The organism is Psychrobacter maritimus, assembly GCF_904846345.1.
GTDB classification, from domain to species: domain Bacteria; phylum Pseudomonadota; class Gammaproteobacteria; order Pseudomonadales; family Moraxellaceae; genus Psychrobacter; species Psychrobacter maritimus.
In genome coordinates this window covers 222,746-249,487 of record NZ_CAJHAJ010000005.1, presented here as the reverse complement: position 1 = coordinate 249,487, position 26,742 = coordinate 222,746, and the positions used below count along the sequence as shown (strand labels likewise).

Annotated in this window: 22 protein-coding genes, 1 pseudogene and 1 riboswitch; of the genes and pseudogenes, 13 read left to right on the top strand and 10 right to left on the bottom strand. The window is 43.3% G+C overall.

What is annotated here, in order from left to right:
* The first annotated feature begins 84 nt into the window (after positions 1 to 84).
* The 5 genes from JMX50_RS09060 (at position 85) to pnp (ending at position 4,690) form a co-directional block, all read left to right on the top strand.
* Entirely contained in the window at positions 85 to 609 is a 525-nt protein-coding gene (locus tag JMX50_RS09060) for a type 1 glutamine amidotransferase domain-containing protein (RefSeq protein WP_201623916.1), read from the top strand.
* Between the two features lie 114 nt (positions 610 to 723).
* On the top strand, positions 724 to 885 hold the full coding sequence (locus tag JMX50_RS09055) for a hypothetical protein (RefSeq protein ID WP_201629286.1): 162 nt from the start codon (positions 724 to 726) through the stop codon (positions 883 to 885).
* 124 nt (positions 886 to 1,009) lie between these two features.
* Positions 1,010 to 1,183, top strand: a complete 174-nt coding sequence (locus JMX50_RS09050; RefSeq protein ID WP_201629285.1) for a hypothetical protein — start codon at positions 1,010 to 1,012, stop codon at positions 1,181 to 1,183.
* A gap of 365 nt (positions 1,184 to 1,548) precedes the next feature.
* Positions 1,549 to 1,815, top strand: coding sequence for a 30S ribosomal protein S15 (rpsO, locus tag JMX50_RS09045; protein ID WP_045443035.1), 267 nt, complete (start codon positions 1,549 to 1,551; stop codon positions 1,813 to 1,815).
* Positions 1,816 to 2,587: 772 nt separating this feature from the next.
* Positions 2,588 to 4,690 carry a polyribonucleotide nucleotidyltransferase gene (pnp, locus tag JMX50_RS09040; protein WP_201629284.1) on the top strand — a complete coding sequence of 701 codons (2,103 nt, stop codon included), beginning with the start codon at positions 2,588 to 2,590 and terminating at the stop codon, positions 4,688 to 4,690.
* Positions 4,691 to 4,811: 121 nt separating this feature from the next.
* On the opposite strand, the gene JMX50_RS09035 is transcribed toward pnp, so the two are convergent.
* The 4 genes from JMX50_RS09035 to JMX50_RS09020 all read right to left on the bottom strand — a co-directional run bounded on the left by JMX50_RS09035 (position 4,812) and on the right by JMX50_RS09020 (position 8,528).
* Positions 4,812 to 5,390: a hypothetical protein gene (locus JMX50_RS09035; protein WP_201629283.1), complete on the bottom strand. Its 579-nt coding sequence runs from the start codon at positions 5,388 to 5,390 to the stop codon at positions 4,812 to 4,814.
* A gap of 26 nt (positions 5,391 to 5,416) precedes the next feature.
* The gene (locus JMX50_RS09030) at positions 5,417 to 5,941 is read right to left on the bottom strand and encodes a hypothetical protein (RefSeq protein ID WP_201629282.1); all 525 of its coding nucleotides are present in this window, start codon (positions 5,939 to 5,941) and stop codon (positions 5,417 to 5,419) included.
* Between the two features lie 133 nt (positions 5,942 to 6,074).
* Positions 6,075 to 6,332: a YheV family putative metal-binding protein gene (locus tag JMX50_RS09025; RefSeq protein WP_201620422.1), complete on the bottom strand. Its 258-nt coding sequence runs from the start codon at positions 6,330 to 6,332 to the stop codon at positions 6,075 to 6,077.
* Positions 6,333 to 8,528: a M3 family metallopeptidase gene (locus JMX50_RS09020; RefSeq protein WP_201629281.1), complete on the bottom strand. Its 2,196-nt coding sequence runs from the start codon at positions 8,526 to 8,528 to the stop codon at positions 6,333 to 6,335.
* A 584-nt stretch (positions 8,529 to 9,112) separates the two neighbouring features.
* Here JMX50_RS09020 and JMX50_RS09015 point away from each other — a divergent pair.
* The 3 genes from JMX50_RS09015 (at position 9,113) to JMX50_RS09005 (ending at position 12,397) form a co-directional block, all read left to right on the top strand.
* Positions 9,113 to 10,225, top strand: coding sequence for a hypothetical protein (locus JMX50_RS09015; RefSeq protein ID WP_201629280.1), 1,113 nt, complete (start codon positions 9,113 to 9,115; stop codon positions 10,223 to 10,225).
* A gap of 262 nt (positions 10,226 to 10,487) precedes the next feature.
* Entirely contained in the window at positions 10,488 to 11,261 is a 774-nt protein-coding gene (locus JMX50_RS09010) for an endonuclease/exonuclease/phosphatase family protein (RefSeq protein ID WP_372829544.1), read from the top strand.
* A gap of 140 nt (positions 11,262 to 11,401) precedes the next feature.
* Positions 11,402 to 12,397, top strand: a complete 996-nt coding sequence (locus JMX50_RS09005) for an NADP-dependent oxidoreductase (RefSeq protein ID WP_201629279.1) — start codon at positions 11,402 to 11,404, stop codon at positions 12,395 to 12,397.
* Positions 12,398 to 12,408: 11 nt separating this feature from the next.
* Here JMX50_RS09005 and JMX50_RS09000 read toward each other — a convergent pair whose 3' ends face one another.
* The 3 genes from JMX50_RS09000 to JMX50_RS08990 all read right to left on the bottom strand — a co-directional run bounded on the left by JMX50_RS09000 (position 12,409) and on the right by JMX50_RS08990 (position 15,955).
* Positions 12,409 to 13,026 (bottom strand): alpha-ketoglutarate-dependent dioxygenase AlkB family protein, encoded by a 618-nt coding sequence (locus JMX50_RS09000; RefSeq protein ID WP_201564312.1) that lies wholly within the window; start codon positions 13,024 to 13,026, stop codon positions 12,409 to 12,411.
* A gap of 24 nt (positions 13,027 to 13,050) precedes the next feature.
* Complete coding sequence (locus tag JMX50_RS08995) at positions 13,051 to 13,941, bottom strand: alpha/beta fold hydrolase (protein WP_201629278.1); 891 nt, start codon at positions 13,939 to 13,941, stop codon at positions 13,051 to 13,053.
* A 76-nt stretch (positions 13,942 to 14,017) separates the two neighbouring features.
* Positions 14,018 to 15,955, bottom strand: coding sequence for an ABC transporter ATP-binding protein (locus JMX50_RS08990; protein ID WP_201629277.1), 1,938 nt, complete (start codon positions 15,953 to 15,955; stop codon positions 14,018 to 14,020).
* Positions 15,956 to 16,428: 473 nt separating this feature from the next.
* Here JMX50_RS08990 and JMX50_RS08985 point away from each other — a divergent pair, with 473 nt between their 5' ends.
* Together JMX50_RS08985 and JMX50_RS08980 are read left to right on the top strand one after the other, a co-directional pair.
* On the top strand, positions 16,429 to 17,277 hold the full coding sequence (locus JMX50_RS08985; RefSeq protein WP_201629276.1) for an EamA/RhaT family transporter: 849 nt from the start codon (positions 16,429 to 16,431) through the stop codon (positions 17,275 to 17,277).
* 160 nt (positions 17,278 to 17,437) lie between these two features.
* Entirely contained in the window at positions 17,438 to 18,328 is an 891-nt protein-coding gene (locus tag JMX50_RS08980) for a fructose bisphosphate aldolase (protein ID WP_201629275.1), read from the top strand.
* Between the two features lie 93 nt (positions 18,329 to 18,421).
* Here the strand turns inward: JMX50_RS08980 and thiC are convergent, their stop codons facing one another.
* The 3 genes from thiC to argH all read right to left on the bottom strand — a co-directional run bounded on the left by thiC (position 18,422) and on the right by argH (position 22,982).
* Complete coding sequence (gene thiC / locus JMX50_RS08975; protein WP_201629274.1) at positions 18,422 to 20,500, bottom strand: phosphomethylpyrimidine synthase ThiC; 2,079 nt, start codon at positions 20,498 to 20,500, stop codon at positions 18,422 to 18,424.
* Between the two features lie 266 nt (positions 20,501 to 20,766).
* A riboswitch (TPP riboswitch) is annotated at positions 20,767 to 20,891 on the bottom strand.
* A gap of 171 nt (positions 20,892 to 21,062) precedes the next feature.
* Positions 21,063 to 21,353 carry an oxidative damage protection protein gene (locus JMX50_RS08970; RefSeq protein ID WP_201564319.1) on the bottom strand — a complete coding sequence of 97 codons (291 nt, stop codon included), beginning with the start codon at positions 21,351 to 21,353 and terminating at the stop codon, positions 21,063 to 21,065.
* Between the two features lie 255 nt (positions 21,354 to 21,608).
* Positions 21,609 to 22,982 carry an argininosuccinate lyase gene (gene argH / locus JMX50_RS08965; protein WP_201564387.1) on the bottom strand — a complete coding sequence of 458 codons (1,374 nt, stop codon included), beginning with the start codon at positions 22,980 to 22,982 and terminating at the stop codon, positions 21,609 to 21,611.
* 218 nt (positions 22,983 to 23,200) lie between these two features.
* Here argH and JMX50_RS08960 point away from each other — a divergent pair, with 218 nt between their 5' ends.
* From JMX50_RS08960 to hemC, 3 genes and pseudogenes are all read left to right on the top strand, one after another.
* Positions 23,201 to 24,247, top strand: a complete 1,047-nt coding sequence (locus tag JMX50_RS08960) for a sensor histidine kinase (protein ID WP_227670996.1) — start codon at positions 23,201 to 23,203, stop codon at positions 24,245 to 24,247.
* 434 nt (positions 24,248 to 24,681) lie between these two features.
* Positions 24,682 to 25,419 (top strand): annotated as a pseudogene (locus JMX50_RS08955) (LytR/AlgR family response regulator transcription factor).
* Positions 25,420 to 25,602: 183 nt separating this feature from the next.
* Positions 25,603 to 26,664 (top strand): hydroxymethylbilane synthase, encoded by a 1,062-nt coding sequence (gene hemC, locus JMX50_RS08950; protein WP_201629272.1) that lies wholly within the window; start codon positions 25,603 to 25,605, stop codon positions 26,662 to 26,664.
* Positions 26,665 to 26,742 lie beyond the last annotated feature (78 nt).

Genomic DNA, 26,742 nt, shown 5'->3' with positions numbered 1-26,742 from the left:
CAATAATTAAAGATGCATATAAAAAATAATAAAATTAACGTATTAATTAAAGCATAACGTATGAATTAAAGTATAAGGATTATTATGAAAACCATTGCCTTTTTATTACACAATAACTTCGAACAAGCAGAATACGAAGAGGTAAATAACCAGCTAAAAGAAAAAGGCTATAAAACCCTTTTAATTACCACCAATAAAGACAAACAAGTCCAAGCGATGCAGCAGGATGTTAATAAAGGCGCTACCTTTAGCGCTGATATATTTGCTAAAGACGCCGAAGTTGCTGATTATGATGCGTTAGTGTTGCCAGGTGGGACGGTCAATGCCGATACCATACGTGGTAATAAAGAAGCACATACCATTATCAATGCCATCAACGAGGCTGGTAAGCCCTTAGCGGTAATCTGTCATGCACCTTGGGCGCTGATTAATACTGGTATAGCTAAAGGTAAAACGCTGACCGCCTATCATACATTACAGCTAGATTTAGAAAACGCTGGCGCAACTTTCGTAGATAAAAGCGTGCAAGTAGACGGTAATCTGATTACTTCACGTAACCCAGACGATATTACAGACTTTGTTGCCGCTATTGATAAGGCATTGTCTTAGTCACGAGATTTAGTAGCTAGCAGTCAGTGAATTAGCAAGTCATTGCGTCACAGTAAATGCTGCAAATATAAATTAATTTCTATCATCAATGACAATCATAAAAAGGAAGCTATTATGTCAAACTCTAACCCAAACGATACCAAATTTGAGCAACAACGTTCTGAATCAGCAAAAGCGGCATTAAAAGGTCAAACTGAAGATAATCATACCGAAGATTCAGAAGCCGCTGCCGAGCGTATTGCTGATAATTTAAAAAATGCTAAAGAAGAAAAATAGTTAATTTGCTAATGCTTTAGCGTTAGCAAAGGGCTATTACTTTAGTCGCTATATTAGTAACCGTAAATATTAGTAACCGTAAATGCTTAGTAAATACAAAGAATGATTATAATTAGGAGTTACTATGACTGATTCAGAAAAACATTTAGATGCACAAGAGCAGAAAATTAAACAGCAGGCGGAAGATATCAATCCTAGTGAGAGTACTAGTCCTGATAGCCTAGCAGAAGCAACGACAGCGCCGCTTGATGACGATGCCCTTGGCGGTACTGCCACGCAAGATGACGTTAAAAAGTAAGCTATTATAAGTTCATAGCTATCACTGCTAGCCTCTGCATCTTTAAAAGTTAAACTGTAAATCTCCTATAAAAAACTGCTGCTAGTTCAGCAGTTTTTTGTTATAATCGCTGTCATATTTAAACATCGTTTTAGATAGAGCTTATCTTTGCTTGGACGCAAGTCTAAGTTAACGGATGTTTTATCTTATTCTAAGCCGTATTTAAATAAACGTTATCATTGATAAGTTTGTCGTACACTAGGTCAACTCTAGTAATGCAGGGTTGTCCTGAATGACGGTCAAACTATTTTATTTATTATTCTATTGCACCTTGATGCTTAAATGTTAAGTACATCTTGGCGCTTATAGCATTGCCGGAGAGATTTATGCTAACTAATACCGATCGCGAACAAATCATTGCTCAGTACCAACGTGGCGAAAACGACACAGGCTCACCAGAAGTTCAAGTAGCTTTGTTAAGTGCGCGTATTAATGACTTACAAAACCATTTTAAAGCACACAAAGCTGACCATCATAGCCGTCGCGGTCTTATCCGTATGGTTAACACGCGTCGTAAACTACTTGACTACCTAAAAGGTAAAGATCTTGGTCGCTATACCACCCTTATTAGCCAATTAGGTCTACGTCGTTAATTTGGCGACAATAGTACGAGTGGTCGCTAATATAGAATATGCCAGAATGTGGCAAGATTTTAGATTTTTTGCCAAACCATTTGGAACTTGCTTGTTGAACTCGATAAAATAGATTTTTTCTAAAGACGGTGTGGAATAGTTTCACGCCGTTTTTTTATGCTTATTAGGATGGCGCATTGGCTTGTGCGCTGGGCTTAAATACTAAAAGCGTATGCCATACAATGACTGCAGCGTAAAAATGATTTATGAGCAGCTATTGAGTGCTCATTATGAGCAAACAGACGGTTTTGTATTTCATTGGTCAATGGTTATAAATCACTGTAAAATAATGCCTTGTGCGTTTTAGAGACATACTGGCGCGCAAATATTTGTATAGCTTACTATTAGCTGATGACTGTTTAGACGGCATGGAAGACACTGTAAATATTTTACTAAAAATACGCAGTAAACAGTGCCGTATCGGATGCTAAGGTATTTTGATTTGGTAACCCCTTTAATAGTAAGTATAAAAAACCAGAATTAAACAAGACCAGATTGGCACAAGACCGAATGTAAACAAGCAACATATCAGAAGTACGTGCTCTATTTTAAATAAATTGCAGATGCATCAGATATATAGATGATGAAACCCGCGCTAATTGACGCAGTTTTTAACTGAATCACTGCCAGTTAGTAGCTAAATTAGCGGCTACATCCAAAGAATTTTAAATGACAGATATCAGCTTGTTATAGCGCTGATATCACTTTCGTCAGTCAATATTAGGAAAATTATATGACAATGTTTAATACCATTAAGCGTGAATTCCAATACGGCGACCAGCAGGTCGTTATCGAAACGGGCCGTATCGCTCGTCAAGCAAACTCTATTTTAGTCCACATGGGCGGCGTATCTGTACTAGTAGCAGCCGTGGTAAAGTCTGATGCTAAAGAAGGTCAAAACTTCTTTCCATTGACCGTAAACTATCAAGAAAAAATGTATGCAGCCGGTAAAATCCCTGGTGCTTATGGCAAACGTGAAGGCCGTGCCAGCGAAGCTGAAACGCTAACCTCGCGCCTGATTGACCGTCCGATTCGCCCATTGTTCCCTGAAGGCTATGTGAACGAGATTCAAATCACGGCAACGGTTGTTTCATCAGACAAGAGCCAGTCTGCAGATATTGCTGCGCTAATCGGTGCTTCAGCAGCACTCGCTATCTCTGATGCGCCATTTAATGGCCCTGTAGCTGCTGCCCGTGTTGGCTTTATCAATGGCGAATACGTTCTTAACCCAACGCTTGAACAGCTTAAAGAGAGCGACCTTGACTTAGTAGTTGCTGGTACTAAATCTGCCGTTTTGATGGTTGAATCAGAAGCGAAAGAATTGTCTGAAGACCAAATGCTAGGTGCGGTTTTATACGGTCATCAGCAACAACAAATCGTTATCGATAACATTGCGTCAATGGCCGCAGAAATTGGTACTGCTAAGCAAGAGTATACTGCACCTGTTCGCGATCAAGCGTTAGAGACCAGCATGAAAGCGCAGTTTGGTGAGCAAGTTGCTGACGCTTATACCATCACCGATAAGCAAGAACGCTACACTAAGCTTGATGAAATCAAACAAGCCATTATCGATGCATTGGCGGGCGATACGGAAGCAGAAACTTACAATGATACTGTTTCTGAGCTAAAAGAAATTTACAATGACCTAAAGTACCGCACTGTTCGTGACAATATCTTGTCAGGTAAGCCACGTATTGATGGTCGTGATCTTGAAACCGTTCGTGCCCTTGATGTCCAAGTTGGCGTCTTGCCATTTACCCATGGTTCAGCACTATTTACCCGCGGTGAAACACAAGCATTAGTGACCACCACGCTTGGTAACACGCGCGACGTAAACATGATTGATTCATTGGCTGGCACGATTCGTGACCATTTCATGTTGCATTATAACTTCCCGCATTTCTCAGTCGGTGAAACCGGTCGTGAAGGTATTCCAAAACGTCGTGAAATCGGTCATGGTCGCCTAGCGCGCCGCGGTGTTGAAGCGATGCTTCCAGATAGCGAACGCTTCCCGTATGTGATTCGTGTGGTATCAGAAATCACTGAATCAAACGGTTCATCTTCAATGGCTTCGGTTTGCGGCGCAAGCTTGGCATTGATGGACGCTGGCGTACCATTAAAAGCACCGGTTGCTGGTATCGCGATGGGTCTGGTTAAAGAAGGCGAGCGCTTTGCGGTATTGTCTGACATCCTAGGTGATGAAGATCATCTTGGCGATATGGACTTTAAAGTAGCGGGTTCAAAAGACGGTATCACAGCACTACAGATGGATATCAAAATCGAAGGTATTACCGCCGATATCATGGAGCAAGCGCTTAAGCAAGCCCATGCTGGCCGTATCCATATCTTAGATGCGATGAACAAAGTATTGCCTGCAAGCCGTACTGAAATCAACGCCCATGCACCTAACTATGCGGTTATCGAAATCAACCCAGACAAAATCCGTGATGTCATCGGTAAAGGCGGCGCAACAATTCGTCAGCTAACCGAAGAGACTGGCGCGGTTATCGATATCGATGACGCTGGTACGATTCGTATCTTTGGTGAAAATAAAGCAGCAACCAAAGCGGCTATCGGTAAAATCGAAGCAATCACCGCAGAAGTGGAAGTTGGTAAAACTTATGAAGGCACGGTTGCTCGTATCGTCGACTTCGGCGCATTCGTTAACGTACTGCCAAACACTGACGGCCTCGTGCATATCTCGCAAATTGCAGACGAGCGCGTAGAAAACGTATCTGACTATCTAAAAGAAGGTCAAATCGTTAAAGTATTGGTACAAGACGTTGATAACCGTGGTCGTATCAAATTGACTATGAAAGGTATCGAGCAAAGCTAATCCTCGATATTTGACGTAATTTAATATAGTCAAAACCTAAAAAACCGCTTTGGTTGCTGATAATTAGCAATCAAGGCGGTTTTTTTATGCGCTCAAAAAATAATGACAATGAGAAAATAATCTATATGTTGATATCTTTAGGAAGGTGGATATCAATGCGCAAATTGGGTAAATCTTGTAGATGATGGGTGGCAAGAGGCAAGATATCGCTATACCAATCTAGAGCAATTGATTCTGCTAATTCGGCGTTGTTAATAGCATTATTTTGAGCAGAACCGTTTTGCGCATGACTAGTAATAAGCGGACGCGCTAATAGGGCAACCCTACGAATACCTTGATAACGTATCAAAGGTATCAGCTGCTGTTGTAAATCGACTAAAGCTGCAGTAAGCCAACGAGCTCTGGTTGGATGATAGGGGTGGTTTGATATCACAGGATTGGCGATATAACTTGGCTGATTGCCATTACTGCTGACGCCAAGTCCCGCTTGCTCGCGTGAGCGTTTATGCATTAAACAACTACCGACCATTAGGCTACCATCACGGCAAGCACGATAGTAGCGTTGGTAGTTGTCTAGATATAGGTTTTTGCTTCGCGTAAGGATAGGGTCTAAAAGAATACCTGCATTATTAACAGGCAGTATCAGCAACTGAGCGCTGCTATTTAAAATAGGGGCATGGGTGGGTTGTAGATGTGCCATTTATTAGCCCCTTTATAAAAATGTTATTATTTTGCGCTGGTTTTAGCCCCTTCAGCGGCTTCTAACTGAGCGATTTGTTCCTCAAGCAAGGCGATTTGCTCAGCCTTCATCTCTGTCAGCTGCTTATTCATTGTCAATTGCTCAGCCGCTAACTTTTCTTGTTCTGCTAAGCGTTTACGCTCGTCCGCTAAGCGATCAATTTCTTCTTTCGCCAAGCTATCTGTTTCTGGTAAAGGCGCGTTTAAGATAGCGTCGGGATCAGGGGTCTGACTATCTGTGCTAGCAGCATCGGTATCTAAAATCGACACACTCGTATCTAACGCATTATTATCTAAGGATGTAGTATCTGATTGCGCAGCGCTATTTTGCTCGGTAGGCGTTGGCGTACTTTCGATAGGCGAAGTATTAGCGTCAGGCGAACTATTTTTCCAAACCAAATAACCAATTAATAGTGCTGCCAAGATAATGATTGGCAACCATTTTTGCCGTGATTTATTAGGTTGTTTTTTTAGTGTCTTAACGGGTAAAGGACGTATTTGTTTTTTATTCATAAAAGGGTCGATTTATGTTAAAAGTATAAGTAGGCATACTATAACAAACTCAAAATAAAAAGCCTATCTAACTGGATATATATCATTAGATAGGCTAGTAGCTATTAAGGCTTGACGATACGGATTTTGTTACTTATGGTTTGAACTTGACCGTACCGCTGGTGCCGGTCACCATTGCATCACGAGCGATTTGGTCTTCTGCATGATTTTTGGCACTGATTACATCAGGGTCGGGGCGATGCTCCGCATGTCCGCACTGAGTACATTCGATATACTCATCTGGCGCAGGCTCGACGATATTGACTTGCACCACCGCATCCATCGCCTGACATTTAGGGCAACGAACGCCGGCTAAAAACCGACGTTTTGGGGTTGATGATTGATAGCGCATTTAGATAACCTCGCGCGTCGTTTGGGCATTGCTTTCAATATTGGCAGCATCGTCATTTTTAGCGTTATCAAAACCGCTATGACGTAATAACGCATCGATACTGGCGCTGCGACCACGGAAGTTCTCAAAGTTGGCCTTGGCAGGGAAACTACCACCCACTGATAAGATGGTCTCACGGAAAGCTTTACCGGTTATTGGGTTAAAAATACCTTCTTCTTCAAACTTACTAAAGGCATCTGCTGATAACAGCTCTGCCCATTTATACGAGTAATAACCTGCCGCATAACCACCGGCAAAAATATGACTAAAGCCATTGGCAAAGCGGTTATAGTCAGGTGTCTGCATGATAGCAATATCATCGCGCACGGTATTTAGCGTCGTAAGGATACCATCATAATTAAGCGCTGGCGTCTGCGCATGAATCAATAAGTCAAAGAGGGCAAATTCTATTTGACGTAAGGTTTGCATCCCGCTTTGGAAGTTTTTCACCGCCAATAACGCCTCAAGTTTGTCTTTCGGTAATGGCTCGCCAGTTTCGACATGACTACTAATCAGCGCAATACCTTCGGCATCCCATGCCCAGTTTTCCATAAACTGACTAGGTAGCTCAACTGCATCCCATTCAACGCCATTTACCCCAGCGACATCACTAACGGTTACTTGGGTTAATAAGTGATGTAGACCATGACCAAACTCGTGGAACAAGGTCAATACTTCATCGTGGGTCAATAAGCTTGGTTTGCCATCGAGGGCAGGGGTGAAGTTACCGACCATAAAGCATATAGGCAGCTGCTCATGGTTTTGTTCAGCATAGGTATAACGCGATTGAAAACCACTCATCCAGGCACCGCCGCGCTTACCACTACGGGCAAATAAGTCAAAGTAAAAACCACCAAGCAAGTTGTCATCAGCATCAAATAACTGATAAAAACTTACCTCATCGTGCCAGCGTGATACAGATTCACTGTGCTCTTGTACTTTGATACCGTATAAACGCTCGACGATAGCAAATAATCCGCTAATCACTTTTGGCAGTGGGAAATACGGGCGAATCTCTTCTTGCGATAAGCTGAACTCGCTTTGTTTTACTTTTTCAGCGACATAAGCGCTGTCCCACGGCTGTAGCTCAGTAATGCCATAATCCTGCGCATACTTTTGCAGCTGTGCTAAATCTTGCTTAGCCGCTGGGATCGCTTGCTCAGCCAAATCCCGTAAAAAGGTTTCAACTTCCGTCACGCTATCTGCCATTTTGGTTGATAGTGAGACTTCTGCATAATTATCAAAACCTAATAGCTTGGCTTTTTGCACCCGTAATTGTAGGATTTGACTCATGATGTCGGCATTATTGAGCGACTCACCTTTGGCATTGCTGTGCTTATCAAACTCAGAAGCGCGGGTAACATAAGCGCGGTAAAGTGTTTCGCGCAGATTGCGGTCATCGGCATGGGTCATGACAGCAAGATAAACGGGAATATTTAAGCTGGCAACATAATAAGGCGTCGGCAAAGCATCGATTTCTGCTTGGGTGAGCGCACCACTGGCAAGCTCGCGAGCTTTAAATTGTTCGCCAGCATCAGCCAAGAGCGCCAGTCCACTTTCGGTTAGACCGGCTAATTGCTCTGGTTTAAGCGCTAGGGCATACGCTTGGGTGGCGTCCAATATATGGTCTGAGAATGTTGCCGATAAGGTTGAGAGCGCACTTTGGATAGCAGCAAATTTTTCCTGTTCAGCTTTTGGCAGTGCGACACCTGATAGCTCAAAGCTACGTAGCGCAAGCTCAATAGCACGCGCTCGTGCTGGCTCAAGCGCGGCAAAAAACGCTGTATCATTAACGATAGTTTGATAACGATTAAATAACGGTTGATGCTGTCCTACCCGTGTGCCATAAGCGGACAGTTTGGGTAGCAGCTCGTGATGGACATGACGGATTTCATCATTACTCATCACGCTATTAAGGTGCGACAAAATTCCCCAACTGCGATCTAAAGCAAGATTAATATGGTCAAAGGTCATGATATCGGCTAACGCTTGCTCAGCATTGATATCAGTCAAGCCGTTATTACTATCGTTGTCTGCGCTCATATTATCTAAAAAGGCATTGGCAGTATCGATAGCACTGATAACTTGGTTTTGTAAGGTGTCTGGTGCGACATTGTCAAAATCGACAAGGCGTAAATTTGCAGAAATAGAGGTCATAAAAGTATCCAATAGTAATGAGAGAATTATTATTAATAGCGAGTATTGTTATACAAGGGTTGTTATATAGGGTATCTAAAAGATGGGTATCAATCGCCTGGAATACAACCCAATTCGGCAGATATCGTTTTAAAGTCGTGCGCTTATGAGATTATGGTAGATAGCGATACATTGACTATCACTATCACTATCACTGTCACTGTCACTGTCACTGTCATTATTGATAACTATCATTATTTCATTACTTCAATTATCGCCTGTACTTAAAGTTAATTAAGCTTCACTTACAAAGCGCCATCATTTGCTTGCAAATTAACCCTATAGGCAGTGGGGTTAAATTGTTAGCATCTTAGTAAGGGAATAGCAAAAATGGATTTTTCTACTACCTGAAATACTTGAGTAAATTGATTAAAAAGGGTATTAATAGGTATTGTTTAAACCGCTCAAACGGATTTTAAAAATAACTATAGATTGATGACTTTTAAAAACAATTTTTAATAAAAGCAGTTTCAAAGATAACCAATAAATATAAAAAATCTATTTTAACGTGCAAACCAATGATAATAAAACAAGGAGCAGTATTTATGAAAGCAACTCTGAAAAGTTTACGTGAGACAAAAGCCAATCCAGCCGTGAGTATTTTTGTCAAAACGCACCGTGAGCATCCTGATAATGAAAAAGACCCTATCGCCCTAAAAAACCAATTAAAAGTCGTCGAAGAGCGCTTAACCAATGAGTATGATAAGCGTACCGCGACCACTATATTAGAAAATATCAAAAATAAAACCAGCGATTTCAACCACAATTATAATTTAGATACGTTGGCGATATTTGCCAGTACTGACGATGTCCAAGTTATCCGTATGCCGATTGATACCAAAGAGCGTGTCATTATTTCAGACCGTTTTGCCACGCGCGACTTGGTGCGAGATATGGCAAGTGCGGTTCATTATTATACGGTGGTATTGACCCGTGATAATGCCCGTTTGATTGAAGCGTCTAACGACCGTGTTATCAAAGAATGTGATAAAGACGACGATGCACAAAATAATATGGAAAATATCCCATTCCCTATCGAAAATAACGGTCTTTATAATACCAGTGACGGCGGTTCAGATCGCTCAGCGAACAACGAAAGCAGCTATCTAAAAGCCTTCTTTAACCAAGTAGATAAAAGCGTGCAAGAGATATGGGGCGAGAATAAAATGCCACTTGTCATCGTTGGTGATGCCAAAAATATTGGTTACTATAAAGATATCTGTGACCGTCCAGAAAATATCATTGCTACGGTTTCAAACGCGACCAAGTTAGAAGAAGGCAGTGCCCAGCATATCGTTGATAGCGTACAAGAAGCGGTAGAGGGCTATCGCACCTCATTACATCAAGCAGCCTTGGGTGAGATTGATAAAGCGCGCGGTGCAAATATGCTGCAAACGGATTTACAAGAAGTCTATCGCAGTGCATTTCAGGGTGTAGGCGAGACGTTATATATCCGTCGCGGTTATATGCAACCTGCGAAAATTGATGAAAAAGCACAAACCTTGAGTATGGCAGATGATGCGACGGCAGAAGGTGTTACCGATGATGCGATTGGTGAAATCATCGAACATGTCATTCATAATGGTGGTAAAGCGGTCTTTATGCCACAAGATATTATGAGTGCAGATCAGCCAATTGCTCTGGTAACGCGCTATTAATCGATTGCTGATATTCGTTAATGAATTAGCCATCGTTACAACATAGGTATAATATGGGAGCATTGGTTCGATATGAATCAATGCTCTTTTTGCATGAATCGCTATAATTATTATTACCATAACTATTTTTAATAAGCTTTTATTTCTTAATTATTATAATTGACCATTAAATAAGAGCTGCTTTATAAGAGCTGTTCTTTTTGACTTAATGATGTGCTTACTTAGCATCGTTTTTAACCTTTACTCTATGAACCATGAGTCTATGACTGATAAATTTATGAATAACACCGCCTCTTTTGTTTTGACCAGCTATAACATTCACAAAGGCATGTCGCCGATGAATCGGGAGGTCAAAATACAAGGTATCGCCCAAGCGCTTGATATCATTGGCTCCGACATACTCTGCCTTCAAGAAGTACAAGGTCAAAATCTGAAGCGCAATATGCAATATAACGAATACCCTGACCAATCCCAGCATGAATGGTTTGGTGAATACCTGCAGCTGCAAAACAGTTATGGTAAAAATTCAGAATATGAAAATGGTCATCATGGTAATGCCGTCCTGAGTCGTTTTCCGCTTGATCCCAAACATAATGTCAATATCACGGTTAATAAGCTTGAGCAGCGCGGTGTTCTGCACTGCGAGGTGCAGCCGATAGGGTGGGAGATGCCAGTTGTGGTGTTATGCGCTCATCTAAACCTTTTTGAGCGCGATCGTATTAAACAATATGAAGCCATTTCCAATTATGTACGTAATGAGATTGCGCCTGACCAACCTTTGATATTGGCGGGTGATTTTAATGACTGGAAGAAAATGTCTTGCGACCGACTCGCATCGAGCTTAGGTATGACCGAAGCATTTAAGCATTGTCATGGTAAGTTATTACCGACCTTTCCTGCCAAACTGCCGGTGCTAAGCTTGGACCGTATTTACGTGCGTAACCTGAGGGTGAAGGATGCTTGGGTACATACCGGCAAACCGTGGTCTACGTTATCGGATCATTTGCCGCTTAGTGCCGAGTTGGCATTGCCTTAGCATCATGAATCGGTAAGTAAAGAAATCATTAACCAAAGCAGCTATTATCTAAAAAGCTGTTATCTAAGAAAACTGTTCGCTAAAAAAAGCTGTAAACCAATTAAAAAAGAAAGCTGAAAATAATACAAGGAAGATCAATCATGTCTGATAAAAAAATACCAACGACGCAACATGCCGCTCTTATACGTGAATTTGGCGAGCCTGAAGTCATGATATATCAAGATGGCGTGGCTATTCCTGAATTAACGGACAATCAAGTATTGATAAAAATCGCTTATGCCGGTATCAATCCCGTCGATTACAAAACCCGTCAAGGTAAAGGTTGGGGCGCTGAGGCGATTCAAAAAGACAAGTTCGATAAGAACGAGCCGGCTATTTTAGGCTGTGATGTCGCCGGTATCGTGGTTAAAAGTACTAGTGATAAGTTTGCTGTCGGTGAGCAAGTCGCTGCATTGACCTTTGACGGTGGCGGTTATGCAGAGTATGTCGCGGTCGATGCCAACTTATTGGCAAAAGTACCTGAGTCAGTCACTTTGCAGCAAGCAGGCGCGCTGCCTTGTATTGGACAAACGGCGCTACAATTTGTCGAATTTTCTGATATCAAAAACGGTGAGCATGTCGTTATCAATGCGCCAGCCGGCGGTGTTGGACATTTGGCTATTCAGCTATTGATGGATAAAGTGACGCAAGACAATGTAAAAGTAACCGTGATTTGCTCACCTGAGAAGTATGACAAACTTGGTGGCTTAATAGATAAAAATAAGCTGGCAGGTTGGATTGATTATACCAAAGATGACGCTTTTCCTGACTTACAAGCCGATGTGCTTCTAGACTTGGTCGGCGATGATGCGGGCGTGCGCGCGCTGAGCGTTATAAAGTCTGGCGGCCGCGTCAATGTCTTGCCAACGATTTGGGTTGATAAACTAAAAGCAGCGGGTAGTCAAAAGAGCTTAAAGGTGGCAGGTTATAAAGCGCAGCGTAGTGGTGAAGATATGGCGCGAGTTTTACAGCTTGTTGCCGATGGCAAGTTAACCCTACAGATTCAGCAAACTTATCCATTATCTGAAGTAGTGGCCGCCCATGGCGAGCTAGAAAAAGGTAATACCTTTGGTAAGATTGTGCTAAAAGCAAGCTAAGCCAAACTTGCTTAATTTAATGCCATTTGCCGGAAGGTTAAGCTGATACGCCCTTCATCGACTGTTTTGGTTTTAGTAATGCTATGCTTCCAATATTGTTGCGTAGCACCATGCATGACGATAAGCTGACCGGACTCAAGATAAAGCTCGACTTTATCTTGAGTTTTTTTATGCTTAAAGACAAACTTGCGCGTGGCACCCAGTGACAAAGAGGCAATAACTGGCTGATGACCAAGCTCTTTTTCATCGTCTGCATGATAGCCCATACCGTCATCGCCAGATGGATAGTAGTTGAGCAAACAAGAATTAAACTCAGCGTTAATACCGATTTTTAATAGTTGCTGTTCGATATGATGTTTCACATGAAACACCGAGTCTGTCCATGCAATGGCTTGACGCGTGTGCCCCGAGTATTGATAACTGGCATCACTATCGCCCATCCATACTATTTGACGAGTGGTGACATGCGTCTTGCCAAACAAGGTTACGATATCAGGCTGCCAAGGTAGCGTCGTTAATAAGGCATAATATAAGGCACTTGGGTAATCAATCACGACGCCTAAGTCATTTACCTTGCCATCATAAGGTAATAAATTATCAGTCGGCGCAGGCGCAAAAAGGTCAGTCATAACTCACATCTCACATCGCTCAGCTTATTTAGCGCTCTTATAATGTTCATTGATAATCTGCGCACACAATTCAGGCGCTTCCATCGGTAATAGATGGCCGTAGTCTGGCAAGGAGATAACGCTGCCATCAGGGACAAATTTTTGCCATTGTTTGCGTACTTTATTATTGATAAATAAGGTCGGTTTGCCCGTGATTAAGGTATAAGGACAGCTAAGTTTTTTTAATGCGGCATCGATATGGGGCGCACCAAAATAATTGGCAAGCTCTTGCTCGGGGGCGAACATCAAGCTATAGCTGCCATCATCGTTAGCAGACAAGCTTTGCTCAGCAAACACTTTTAAATGCTCATCACTGATACGTTTATAAGCACGTTGCGCGCGTAAACTCTCGTAGTAATCATCGATACTTGCCCAAGTAGATTGCTTGGTTAGCGTGCTTTTAAAGGGTTCACGGCTTAGCAAAAATTGACGTGGCAGCAAGTTATAAAGTGTCGCTTGCTTTTTCGTAAAGGTGACAGGCTCAATAAGGTATAGCTGTGAGAATAGGTCAGGGCGTTTGGCCGCTGCTATGGCGGTGGCAGTCGCCCCTTGAGAATGCCCAATACCAACGATAGGCGCGTCTTGGGTTTTCTCTAAAAACTCAATCAGTATATCGGCATCTTGCTCACGGGTCAGACGCGGCGCTTGCGGTTTGTCATACCAATAACCCCGTAGCGCCAGCGCCGATAAATCGAAGTCCGTTGCCAATTCATTTAATAAGGGCGCATAAGTACCAACGGTGAAACTATTGCCGCCATAAAAATGGGCAGGCTGGCGTTTAGGAGAATCCGATTCTTCTAACAAATTCAGCGGCTGCAAGTCATAATAGCGTGCTTGTTTGCCATCGATATTAATACGCTTGGTAAATGCTTCCATAAGAATAAAACTTCCTTGTGACGGTTTTTTTGACCTTTATTAACTTCTATCATTAGCTTTTGTCATAGAATTCTTATTAGCTGTCTTCGCCTAAGAAGCCACCACTTTGACGCTGCCATAAGCGTGCATAAACGCCATTTAACGCCAATAGCTCATCATGACTGCCTTGCTCAATGATATGCCCTTTATCCATGACCACCAGTCTATCAAGGGCGGCAATGGTGGAAAGTCTATGGGCAATTGCAATAACAGTTTTGCCCGTCATGATGTCATTTAGGCTTTCGGTGATGGCAAATTCAATCTCAGAATCAAGCGCACTGGTCGCCTCATCTAACAATAAAATCGGGGCGTTTTTGAGCATCACGCGCGAGATAGCAATGCGCTGACGTTGACCGCCAGACAGCTTAACACCGCGCTCGCCGACTTGGGTATCAAGACCAGTATTGCCCTTATCATCATACAAGCCTTCGATAAAGTCCCATGCTTGGGCTTGCTTAGCAGCCGTAATGATTTCCTCATCGGTTGCGTCAGGACGACCATAAGCGATATTTTCACGGACGGTACGATGTAATAAAGAGGTATCTTGGGTGACCATACCGATTTGCTGACGTAAAGATTCTTGCGTAACTTCATCAATCGCTTGCCCATCGATATAGACTTTACCTTTATCAACATCAAAAAAGCGTAAGAGAAGGTTAACCAAGGTTGATTTACCCGCACCAGAACGCCCGACCAAACCGATTTTCTCACCCGGTTTGATATCTAAGTAAAAATTATCTAGTAGCTTGGCGTATGAAGTTCCCGCAGCATAATCAACACCATCGCCATTAACGTTATCAAGACGCTTGGCTAATTTATGCGTATTTAAACCTGTATCATCGTCTTCGCCTTCATAACTAAAATCAACGTGGTCAAAGACGATACGACCCTCAGTGACTTTAAGTGCGGGCGCGTTTGGTTTATCAACGATGGTTTGCGGCGCTGATAAAGTTCGCATGCCGTCTTGTACCGTACCAATACTTTCAAACAAACTGGCAGTTTGCCACATAATCCAGCGCGTCAGACCGTTTAAACGCAGTGCCATCGCCGTCGCTGCAGCAATCGCCCCAACGCCGACCGCGCCTTGTTGCCATAAATATAAGCTGATACCAGCAGTCGAGCTGACTAGAACCACACTAATTAAGTGGGTCGATACTTCTAAATAACTGACCCAGCGCATTTGTGCATGGACCGTACCTAAAAATTGTCCCATGGCATTTTTGGCATAACCAAGCTCGCGGCGCGAATGACTAAATAGCTTCACCGTCATGATATTGGCATAAGCATCGGTTATGCGCCCTGTCATTAAAGCGCGGGCATCGGCTTGTACAATCGCCGTTTGTTTCAGTTTGGGAATAAAGTACCACATCGCCAGCCACACTAAGACGAACCAAGCAATAAATGGGATTAATAACAAGCTGTCTAAATTAAATAAAATCACACCGGTGGTAATAAAGTAGACGGCGACATACATAAACATATCGGTGACCGTCATCACGGTATCACGCACCGCCAACGCCGTTTGCATCACTTTAGCCGATACGCGACCAGAGAATTCGTCTTGATAAAACTGCATCGACTGCCCAAGCATGCGCTGATGAAAACGCCAGCGCATTTGCATCGGAAAAACGCCTTGCAAGGTTTGAAAATGAATAAACGATGACAAGGCAATCCAGAGTGGACTGACAATCATCACGGCCAGCATCATGAGCAGCACATCGCCTTTTTCTGTCCACAGATTTTGCGGGGTATAAACGCCAAGCCAATCGACGATATTCCCAATCCAAGCAAATAGCATGGCCTCGTAGATACCGATACCGGCAGACAAAATCATAAACAGTAATAGCCAACCGCGCAGACCTTTGGTACAGGCCCACAAAAACTTTAGCATGCCATCACTTGGGGATGGCAGCGGCATAGGCGTATCGGGAAAGGCGGGCAGACGAGTTTCAAAGAAACGAAATAGAGCATTCATAGGCAGTGATAAAGCATCAATAGCAGTACGCCAAAATAAGCACGATAAGGTGTTATCTTGAATCTTTACTTTTGTGATTAGGATTGTTTGTTATTTTAACAAACTTCACTCTAATGGCTGCATGCTAATTGTAAGCTGCAGGGTATCGCTCATACTCAACTCTATCTTAATTATTGACTTGGTGATTTGTCTTGACGGTTTTGCCGATTCTTTATGACTGTATCGAGCATGAGTCATCCATATTAAATAAACAATACTAAAAACCAGCAAGATAAATAGATTGCTCTGTAAGAAATATTTTGTTACATTCTATGGTTTTATTTGATTTAGCAGTTTTTTTCTAAGAACTATCTAATAGTCAAAGGTCAGTGGAAGCTTAAAAGTAAAATATTAAAGAATAAAGGCGATACTGATAGCTGTCTTAAATGCCAGTAATAAACACGCCAGATTATAATTTAACAAGGATGACCTTAATGATGTATCTCATAATAGCGGTGCTCTGTAGCGTCGCTGTTTCCGTACTTTTAAAAATACTACGCCAAAAAAATATCGATATTCGCCAAACCATCGTGGCGGGATATCCCGTGGCATTTTTACTAACTTGGGTGTTATTAAAACCAGATGTCAGTAGCATCGGCGCACTTGGTAATGCATGGGGCATCATTATTGCCCTTGGGGTGTTATTGCCGGCGGTATTTATCATCCTTGGGCGCGCGATTGAATCGGTCGGTATGGTCGCAACCGATGCCGCCCAGCGTTTATCGCTTATCATTCCTATTGTTGCCGCTTTTTTATTATTTGGCGAAGTGCTGACAGGTACGAGAGTCCTTGGACTAGCATTAGGGTTTTTGGCGCTTGGTGCTTTGGTTTATCGCCCGCAGCATGGGCTTATAAATACCCAAGCAAAGCAGACGCCGCTGTGGCTGTTTGGCGTTTGGCTAGGTTATGGCGTTATTGATATCTTATTTAAACAAGTTGCCAAGCAAGGGGCCGCTTTTCCTTTAACCTTATTTGTGACGTTTGGGCTGGCAGGTTTGCTGCTGCTCGTTTATTTACTCATTACGCGCGTCCGCTGGCAGGGTAATGCCCTTAGCGCAGGATTATTACTTGGGGCGCTAAATATGGGCAATATCTATGCTTATGTCCGTGCCCATCAAGTATTGTCTGAGTCGCCAAGCATCGTCTTTACAGGCATGAACGTCGGTGTGATTGCGGTGGCAACGTTGATAGGCGTCGGCGTATTTAAAGAGCAGCTCAATCGTATCAATATCGTCGGTTTATTATTGGCAGTTTGCTGTGTGGCGGTATTGTTTTTGGCTTAACTTCGAGCGTTTAAATGAGCAAAATTTTAACTTATCAACGATAGGCACGCGCGATGTCCTATGTTAAGGTTATTTATAGTCAAGCTCACGTTAGCTGCGGGCTGATTGATTTATTATAATAATGTTTGACCCTTATTAATTAGGATAGGATATCTACTCAATGGAATACGAAAAACAACTACAGCGTATCAAAAATGGTTCAGGTTTTATCGCCGCCCTTGATCAAAGCGGTGGCAGTACGCCAAAAGCGCTAGAAAATTACGGCGTTAGCGGCGATGCTTATGACAACGATGAAGCCATGTTTGACTTGGTACATGAGATGCGCGCCCGTATCATGACTTGTGATGCTTTTGATAATGAGCGTGTCCTTGGCGCGATTTTATTTGAAGATACCATGGAGCGCGAGGTTAATGGCAAGCCGACGGCTAATTATCTATGGGAAGATAAAAATATCGTACCTTTTTTGAAGGTAGATAAGGGTTTGGCTGAGCAAATGGATGGCGTGCAAGTGATGCGCCCGATGCCCAATCTGAACTCGTTATTAGATAAAGCAAAAAACTATCCGGTATTTGGCACTAAGATGCGTTCAGTCATTTATGAGCCAAGTGTCGATGGGATTGAGCTAGTCGTGCAGCAGCAGTTTGATGTGGCAAAGCAGATTATCTCCAAAGGTTTGATGCCTATCGTTGAACCCGAAGTAGATATCAACAGTAGCAAAAAGCATGACTGCGAAATCATCCTTAAAACCAGTATTTTGCATAATCTTGAACGCTTAAACGATGGTCATCAAGTGATGCTGAAACTGACCTTGCCAGAAGAAGAGGGCTTTTATCAAGAGCTGATTGACCATCCAAAAGTGCTAAAAGTGGTGGCATTGTCTGGCGGTTATAGTCGTCATGATGCCTGCGAAAAATTGAAACAAAACCCTGGTATGATTGCCAGTTTCTCGCGTGCCTTTACCGAAGGTTTAAGCAAGCAACAAAGTGACGAAGAGTTTGCTAATACTATCAATGCTTCTATTGAAGAGATTTACGAGGCGTCAAAGATTTAGCTTAATCTTCTACAAAACAGGGTATGTTTAAAATAAAAAAGCGCTACCAATGAGTAGCGCTTTTTTTATAAGCTAAAGGTTAATGCTAAGTGGTTACACTTCTTTATATAGCTGACGACCTTCTTTATGATATTTTTCGCTCATTTCTGCCATGCCTTTATGAATCTCATCGAGGCTGGCTTCGCCTACTTGTCCAACCAGCTCAGTATCCACTTCTTTGATGACATGACCTGCATTAGTTAAATCGCCCGTTTGCGGGGTGACTTGTTTATTAGCAGCATCTTTATCTAATCCTGCTGCATATTCACGCACGTTTTGGGTGATTTTCATTGAGCAAAACTTTGGTCCACACATCGAGCAAAAGTGCGCCGATTTATGGGCGTCTTTTGGCAAGGTTTCGTCATGATATTCACGCGCCGTATCAGGATCAAGGGCCAGATTAAACTGATCATCCCAGCGGAACTCAAAACGGGCTTTGGACAAGGCATTATCACGCGCCTGTGCGCCCGGATGACCTTTAGCAAGGTCAGCAGCATGAGCAGCAATTTTATAAGTGATAATGCCGTCTTTGACGTCCTTTTTATTTGGCAGACCTAAATGCTCTTTTGGGGTGACATAGCAAAGCATTGCCGTACCAAACCAACCAATCATCGCCGCGCCAATGGCGCTGGTGATATGGTCATAACCGGGAGCGATATCCGTCGTCAAAGGCCCTAAGGTATAAAAAGGGGCATCGGCACATAGCTCAAGCTGCAAGTCCATATTTTCTTTAATACGGTTCATCGCCACATGTCCAGGACCTTCAATCATCACCTGCACATCGTGCTTCCAAGCGACTTTGGTTAGCTCGCCAAGGGTACGCAGCTCGCCAAATTGCGCTTCGTCATTGGCATCTTGTAAACAGCCCGGGCGCAGACCATCACCTAAGCTAAACGCCACATCATACTGCTTCATGATTTCGCAGATATCTTCAAAGTGGGTGTATAAAAAGCTTTCTTTATGGTGGGCAAGGCACCACTGCGCCATGATAGAGCCGCCACGCGAAACGATACCTGTTAAGCGTCCAGCCGTTAGCGGTACGTAGCGTAGCAGTACGCCGGCGTGAATAGTGAAGTAATCAACACCTTGTTCCGCTTGTTCGATAAGCGTGTCGCGGAATATCTCCCATGTCAGGTCTTCTGCAACGCCATCGACTTTTTCTAGTGCTTGATAAATCGGTACGGTACCGATTGGTACTGGCGAGTTACGAATTAACCATTCACGGGTCTCGTGAATATGATTACCCGTCGATAAATCCATGATGGTATCTGCGCCCCAACGCGTTGCCCACGTCATTTTTGACACTTCTTCATCGATAGAAGAACCCAGCGCTGAGTTACCGATATTGGCATTAATTTTGACTAAGAAATTACGCCCGATAATCATCGGCTCGGATTCAGGGTGATTGATGTTATTTGGGATAATTGCGCGACCAGCAGCCACTTCATCACGGACAAATTCAGGGGTAATGATTTTAGGCGTATTGGCACCGAAGCTTTCGCCTTCATGTTGGCGCATATCGGTCAGTTCATGCTGCTTTTGCGTTTCGCGAATGGCGATATATTCCATCTCAGGAGTGATGATGCCGCGGCGCGCATAGTACATTTGCGTGACGTTACCAGCTTTGCCATTGATATCTTTAGCACGGCGCGGTTTATCAATATGAGCAAATCTTAAGTTAGCGGTACTGATATCGCGGGCGCGCGCTTGTCCGTATGAGCTTGATAAACCATCTAACTGTTCGGTATCACCGCGCTCAGCTATCCAACCTTCGCGCAATTTAGGCAAACCTTTGGTCAAGTCGATATCGACATTGGGATCGGTATAAACGCCTGAGGTATCATAGACATAAAATGGAGGATTGTGCTCGCCTTCATTAGCGCCAGCGCCGCCAACAGGGGTATCTGCTAAGCTAATCTCACGCATCGGCACTTGGATATCGGGTCTTGAACCTTCGATATAGACTTTTCTAGAAGCGGGTAATACACGGTGTAAGTCGCGAGCGTCTTCTTCGAAACGCGCATCTTTTTGGTTGCGATGGGCAGGCGTTTTTAGAGCGTCGGCTTTTTTATCGACAGTTTTAGTAACAGGGGTCGAAGGGGTTTGGGCTGTTTGTAAATCTGAAGTAGTCATATGCTGTCCTAGCGTGTTGGTTTTTGAATAAAAGCAACACCGCCAGTAGCTGCGGGGCAAGACTATGCAAGACAGACAAATTCAATCATCAAACGCGTGCACTATGATTAAATTCAACTTTCATTGAAACTCAATCTAATGCCGTTTTTAAATGATTGGTAGGCGCAGCTTTTTATTGATTGCCATACAGCAGCGTAAAAACGCTCTCAGACATAAGATATCGGCAATAATAAAAAGGCATTTCTGCGCGCCCTTTGTTCATATATAACATAGGCTTAAGACTTCCCTGCGTCGGTACTAACCGCATCAGGTTCGGCGGGTGATCTCTCAGCGAATGTATTAAAAAGCTTATAAAGTAAGCTTGTCATACACCGCACCCCGAGTCTGTCAGTGTTGTAAATCAGTCTCATACTAACAAACTATAAGGGTGCTGCCTAGTCATTTGCCGTTTGTTAGTTGAGAGGCAGTTTTGATATTTTTAATTTAATAACTGTCTTTTAATCAATGACAATCTTTTTGATTAATGACAGTTTTTTTTGATTAATAACAACCATCATGCGCATTATTTTTCTGGTGTCCAGCCCTGCGCACGCTCGTAGTCTTCGTTATCTAAGAACTTCTCACGTTGCTCGGTTAAGAACTTTTTGGCTGCAGGGTCTAGCATGCTGAGATGGTTTTCGTTAATCAGCATGGTTTGCTGCTCAAGCCACTCTTTCCATGCTTTATCCGAGACGGTTTCTTGCAGCTCTTGACCTTTTTTATTAGGAAAAGGTGGATGCGGCATTTTTGGTAATTCTTGCTTATATTTGCGGCAAAAGACGGTATTGGCTTGCGGATTAAAAGTCTCAGTCATAAAGCAATCCTTATTAGTTAATGGTATTAAATTATTAAGTGCAATATTGGTATTGACCTATGATAACGGTCTTCGAAGATTTAGCCAAGGATATCAGGTGTAGAGAAGGTAACAGCCCATATAGTTACTGATGTTCATAACGATATTTATAAAACCATATTTATAAAACTATCTGCATAAAAATACCCGCGATGATGCGGGTATTTTTATGCAGGGATTAGTACTGTAATTAAACCTTGTATGGCGCTGCTAGCTTTACGCAAATACTTTTAAGCGCGCCCGACCATTAACGACAGCTTGCTTCACTTGATTTGGCGCAGTACCACCTAAGTGGTCACGGGCGGCCAATGAACCTTCTAGCGTTAGATACTCAAAAACATCATCGCCAATCGCATCGCTAAATTGCTGTAGCTGCGCCAGTGATAAGTCACTTAAATCAACGCCTTCTTTGATGCCTAAAGCAACGGCATTGCCGACCACTTCATGGGCATCACGGAAAGCCACACCGCGGCGTACAAGGTAGTCAGCCAAATCGGTGGCTGTCGCATAGCCTTTCATCGTAGCGGCGCGCATATTTTCTTTATTCGGCGTGATGTTCGGTAGCATATCAGCAAATGCTAATAGCGAACCCGTTAAGGTGTCAACGCAATCAAAGAGCGGCTCTTTGTCTTCTTGGTTGTCTTTATTATAAGCAAGCGGCTGACTTTTCATCAGGCTTAATAATGTCATCAATTGGCCAAAGACGCGCGCTGCTTTACCGCGTACCAGTTCTGGTACATCAGGGTTTTTCTTTTGCGGCATAATAGATGAGCCAGTACAGAAGCGATCTGGTATTTGCACAAAGTTAAATTGCGCTGACATCCATAGGATAATCTCTTCGCTCATACGTGACATATGCATCATCAAGATAGATGCCGCTGAGGTAAACTCAATAGCAAAATCACGGTCTGATACCGCATCGAGTGAGTTTTGGCAAATACCTTCGAAACCTAGTAATTTGGCAGTGATGGTGCGATCGATAGGGAAAGTCGTACCAGCAAGGGCGGCGCTACCAAGTGGCATCTGATTGATACGGCGGCGCGCATCAACTAGACGTTCAGTATCGCGATATAACATCTCAAACCATGCCATCACGTGATGACCGAAGCTGACGGGCTGCGCGGTTTGCAGATGGGTAAAACCTGGCATGATGGTATCGGTATGCTGCTCCGCCAAATCTAACAAGCCGCTTTGCAAACGTACCAATAGCGCAATGATATTGTCGGTTTCTTCACGCAACCACAGACGAATATCGGTCGCAACCTGATCGTTACGGCTACGGCCAGTATGCAGCTTCTTACCTACCGCGCCGACAATATCAGTCAAGCGTGATTCGACGTTCATGTGTACGTCTTCAAGCGCGATAGACCAGTTAAACTCGCCCGCTTCAATCTCGCGTAACACTTGCTGTAGACCATCGATAATGGTTGCAACGTCGTCAGCGCTTAAGATGCCACACTCTTTAAGCATGGTGGCATGCGCAATTGAGCCTTGAATATCGTGGCGGGCGAAGCGTTGATCAAAGCCGACAGAAGCGGTAAAGGCGGCGACAAAGCTGTCCGTCGCTTCACTAAAGCGACCGCCCCACATCTGCTGACCCTGACTACTGGTAGGGCTTTGCGCTGCGGCAGTATTTGTTGGAGAAGCTTCTGTGCTAGAATCAGAAACAGCTACATTTTTATTTGAATCGGGATTATTACTATTTGAAGAATTGGCGTTCATATCGGTACAAGACAAGTCAAGAGAATAAGAACTCAAGTATAGCAAATGATGAGGTTGCCTTACTAGCGGAGCGCTTAGAGTTTTTTATGCCCAAGCTCATGGAAATCATGAAGGCTTGGCAGTGGCTGCTGGCAATCTTTTTTTGGTCGCTGTTTGTAGCGATAGTCGATCGCCATAGTGTGGCCAACCAAGCGCAATTTATCATCAAATTTATCGCAAGGTTTATCCAAACCAGCTTAACCTTGATACCTTCTTTTTATTTAATTGATTATCTGCGCCCTATATTAAAGCGTTTAAGCGTATCAACAGCCGGCATGTATGTCTTGCTTATCTTAACGAGCGCCACAGCAGTGACCATGATGTTGGTCCTGCTGATTATGATAAATTTTGGTTGGTTTGATTATAGTATTCGCGTCTTTGTCTCAACGGTGGTGTTTAATACCGTTATTACCGCAGGATTCACCGTTGCCACTTTGCTAATTTTTTTACGGCGCTACCGTGAGCTGAATGCGCTGAAGCAATCATTTGAGCAAAAATTGAGCGCCCAAAACGATATATTAAAAGCTCGCTTAGCGCCGCATTTCTTTTTTAACACCATCAATACCTTGATGTCGCTGATTGAAACCAACCCAACCCGCGCCGCTTACTTATTGCAGCACGTTTCAGCGTTATTTCGTGCCAGTTTTAATGGTGCGCGTGAGATTAGCTTTGAAGAAGAGATTGCCCTTTGTGAGCATTATTTGGCCATTGAGTCTATCCGCTTGGAGGATAAACTGGCAGTAAACTGGCGGCTACCCGACGAAGATGTGATGTATGACATGGTCATCACTGCTTTGACTTTACAAAGCGTGATTGAAAAAATGCTGCTCAATGTGGTTGAGATGACCACCGACACCATTTATATCGATATTAAAGTCAGTTGGCTGCAGCATCGCGTTGAGATTACCATTAGCGTGCAGTTGCCTAAAAAAACCTTGATGATTAACCATGACTTACGCCAGCATATGGATTTTTATATTCAGGCAGAACGTCTGCGAGCTTATTTTGGTGACAGCGCTGATATCCAAAGCCGCGTGACGAGTAAACAAATTATTACTATTATTCATTACCCGCTACAAGATGTCAGTTTATAATCTTTGCTTTCGAAAGCGCTTTCTTTGGCTAGTCATAATAAACCAGCCATCGTAGGCGGGTAGCGTGGCATATTTATTGCACTGTTTATCATATTGTTGATGATTATCAGTTTTTAAAATTAGCAGCTTTTAAAATTAGCAGTACTTAACGCTTACCAATGCTTAACGCTTACCAATGCTTAAATATGACTACTGTTTAAATATTAGCAGTGCTTAAATGCTAAAAATGGCGTTGAAACGCTCAAGCGCTATTGGTGGCTTGCAGAAATGGGGTGGTTGGTTTATAACTGAAGTAAGGTGCATTGCCTTTGCTAAAAGGCGTATGGTATTTTTTGCTAAGTGGTGAGCTTTAAATAATGATAAATCCTAATAAATGCTGATATATGATAAATACTATTAAAGATTGTTAAGTCTGCACTTATAAAGGAGTTTGCATGCGGATTGTTGTTTGTGATGATGAGCCATTAGCCCGTGAACGTTTGGTTAGGATTGTCCAAGAATCAGGTCATGAGGTGGTTGCCCAAGCAAAGACGGGCATCGAGGCCATTATTGCCGTAAAATCTCAGCAGCCGGACATCATACTGCTCGATATTCGCATGCCTGAGATGGATGGGGTTGAGTGTGCCCAAGAGCTTGCGAAGCTGAACCATCCACCCGCCATCATCTTTGTAACGGCTTACGACCATTATGCGATTGCGGCGTTAAAGGCCAATGCCATCGGTTATTTATTAAAGCCAGCCAATAAAGATGAGCTACTAGAAGCACTGCATAAAGCCACCAATCTCAATGCCGCGCAATTAAATGAGATTCGCAAACTCGAAAACCCAACCGCCCGTCCAGTGCGTGAACATATCGCAGCGCGTACCCATCGCGGGGTTGAGCTGATTTAGCTCAAAGATATCTACTACTTTACCGCCGATCAAAAATACGTCAAAGTACGCCATAAAGAAGGCGTTGTCCTTATTGATGACACCCTAAAAGAGCTTGAGCAAGAATTTGAAGACAGGCTTTTTCGCGTGCATCGTAACGCGATTATCAATATCAAATATCTAGATTTTTTAGAAGCCTTAGATGCAGGACAGTTTCAACTGCACTTTAAAGGGATTGATGAGACGCTAGCAGTCAGTCGTCGCCATCTACCGGCACTCCGTGAAAAGATTCAAAGCATGTAGTGATAAGGGCTTCATGCTGTTGACATAATCATGCCATATCATCAAACCCTTATTTATGCTTAAATAGGGGTATTTTTTTGCATCATTCTGCTTTAAATATCGTTTGTAGCGCCCGTTTTGGGTGCCAAATTTGCATTATTGTTGCGCACTGACATTCTAGTATCGAACTTATTGAGGCCTTTTATGAGCACCATGCAGCCACCTGCTTTGACTACCTTAAATATCGCCACCCGCCAAAGCCCATTGGCATTATGGCAAGCTGAGCATATCCGTGACCGCCTACTGGCGCTATATCCTGAGCTGACGATTAACCTGCTAAAGATTGTCACTAAAGGGGATAAGATTTTAGATACGCCACTGGCGAAAATTGGCGGCAAGGGTTTGTTCGTTAAAGAGCTTGAGCAAGCATTGTATGACAAGCAGGCCGATATTGCGGTGCATTCTTTAAAAGACGTACCGATGGAATTGCCAGAAGGCTTGACGCTGGGTGTCTATTGTAAACGTGCCTCGCCAACCGATGCCTTTGTCTCTAACACCTATCATAGTATTGATGAGTTGCCACAAGGCGCGGTAGTCGGTACCGCAAGTTTACGTCGCCAATGCCAAATCAAAGCCTATCGTCCCGATTTGCAAATTAAAACCCTGCGCGGCAACGTCGGTACGCGCTTAGGGAAGCTTGATGCGGGTGAGTATGACGCCATTATTTTGGCCACCAGTGGTTTGCAGCGTATTGAACTTGATGAGCGTATTCGCAGTGAGTTGGATATTGATATTTGTTTGCCCGCGGTTGGACAAGGTGCTCTAGCGATTGAATGCCGCGAAGGCGATGACGAGGTTCTAAAATTACTAGCACCGTTAAATGATGACAAAGCTCGTATCCGCCTCATCGCTGAGCGCGCGCTAAACCGTCATTTACAAGGTGGCTGCCAAGTACCGATTGCGGCTTATGCAGTCTTACAAATGGCTGATGCAGACGATGATAGCGATAGCCAAAACAGTAGAAAAAACGATAGCCAACACAATGGCCAAAACGGTAATAATGATGCCGGTGATAGCTTATGGCTACGCGGTCGCGTCGGTCAAGAAGACGGTAGCGAGCTGCTCAAAGCTGATAAACGTCTGACCTTAACGGGCAGCCAAGCTGAACAAGAAGCGCAAGCCAACCAGCTAGGTATTGAAGTTGCTGAAATGCTACTAGAAATAGGTGCTGGCGATATTTTATCCGCCATTTATAATCCTAAATAGCATCTATATTTAATAATGTTGAACTATTATTGTCATCTCAATCATAGCGCTATCTTTATTTAGATGGTTCTATGATTA

What these genes read in the sequence shown, in the direction of transcription:
- JMX50_RS09005 (WP_201629279.1), top strand. Translation starts at nt 11,402, where the DNA reads ATGTCTGATAAAAAAATACCAACGACGCAACATGCCGCTCTTATACGT.
- JMX50_RS09060 (WP_201623916.1), top strand. Translation starts at nt 85, where the DNA reads ATGAAAACCATTGCCTTTTTATTACACAATAACTTCGAACAAGCAGAA.
- rpsO (WP_045443035.1), top strand. Translation starts at nt 1,549, where the DNA reads ATGCTAACTAATACCGATCGCGAACAAATCATTGCTCAGTACCAACGT.
- hemC (WP_201629272.1), top strand. Translation starts at nt 25,603, where the DNA reads ATGAGCACCATGCAGCCACCTGCTTTGACTACCTTAAATATCGCCACC.
- JMX50_RS08970 (WP_201564319.1), bottom strand. Translation starts at nt 21,353, where the DNA reads ATGACTGAGACTTTTAATCCGCAAGCCAATACCGTCTTTTGCCGCAAA.
- JMX50_RS08995 (WP_201629278.1), bottom strand. Translation starts at nt 13,941, where the DNA reads ATGGAAGCATTTACCAAGCGTATTAATATCGATGGCAAACAAGCACGC.
- JMX50_RS09055 (WP_201629286.1), top strand. Translation starts at nt 724, where the DNA reads ATGTCAAACTCTAACCCAAACGATACCAAATTTGAGCAACAACGTTCT.
- JMX50_RS09050 (WP_201629285.1), top strand. Translation starts at nt 1,010, where the DNA reads ATGACTGATTCAGAAAAACATTTAGATGCACAAGAGCAGAAAATTAAA.
- JMX50_RS09030 (WP_201629282.1), bottom strand. Translation starts at nt 5,941, where the DNA reads ATGAATAAAAAACAAATACGTCCTTTACCCGTTAAGACACTAAAAAAA.
- JMX50_RS08980 (WP_201629275.1), top strand. Translation starts at nt 17,438, where the DNA reads ATGGAATACGAAAAACAACTACAGCGTATCAAAAATGGTTCAGGTTTT.
- JMX50_RS09020 (WP_201629281.1), bottom strand. Translation starts at nt 8,528, where the DNA reads ATGACCTCTATTTCTGCAAATTTACGCCTTGTCGATTTTGACAATGTC.
- argH (WP_201564387.1), bottom strand. Translation starts at nt 22,982, where the DNA reads ATGTGGGGCGGTCGCTTTAGTGAAGCGACGGACAGCTTTGTCGCCGCC.
- JMX50_RS08990 (WP_201629277.1), bottom strand. Translation starts at nt 15,955, where the DNA reads ATGAATGCTCTATTTCGTTTCTTTGAAACTCGTCTGCCCGCCTTTCCC.
- thiC (WP_201629274.1), bottom strand. Translation starts at nt 20,500, where the DNA reads ATGACTACTTCAGATTTACAAACAGCCCAAACCCCTTCGACCCCTGTT.
- JMX50_RS09000 (WP_201564312.1), bottom strand. Translation starts at nt 13,026, where the DNA reads ATGACTGACCTTTTTGCGCCTGCGCCGACTGATAATTTATTACCTTAT.
- JMX50_RS09035 (WP_201629283.1), bottom strand. Translation starts at nt 5,390, where the DNA reads ATGGCACATCTACAACCCACCCATGCCCCTATTTTAAATAGCAGCGCT.
- JMX50_RS08960 (WP_227670996.1), top strand. Translation starts at nt 23,201, where the DNA reads ATGCCCAAGCTCATGGAAATCATGAAGGCTTGGCAGTGGCTGCTGGCA.
- JMX50_RS09015 (WP_201629280.1), top strand. Translation starts at nt 9,113, where the DNA reads ATGAAAGCAACTCTGAAAAGTTTACGTGAGACAAAAGCCAATCCAGCC.
- JMX50_RS09010 (WP_372829544.1), top strand. Translation starts at nt 10,488, where the DNA reads ATGACTGATAAATTTATGAATAACACCGCCTCTTTTGTTTTGACCAGC.
- pnp (WP_201629284.1), top strand. Translation starts at nt 2,588, where the DNA reads ATGACAATGTTTAATACCATTAAGCGTGAATTCCAATACGGCGACCAG.
- JMX50_RS09025 (WP_201620422.1), bottom strand. Translation starts at nt 6,332, where the DNA reads ATGCGCTATCAATCATCAACCCCAAAACGTCGGTTTTTAGCCGGCGTT.
- JMX50_RS08985 (WP_201629276.1), top strand. Translation starts at nt 16,429, where the DNA reads ATGATGTATCTCATAATAGCGGTGCTCTGTAGCGTCGCTGTTTCCGTA.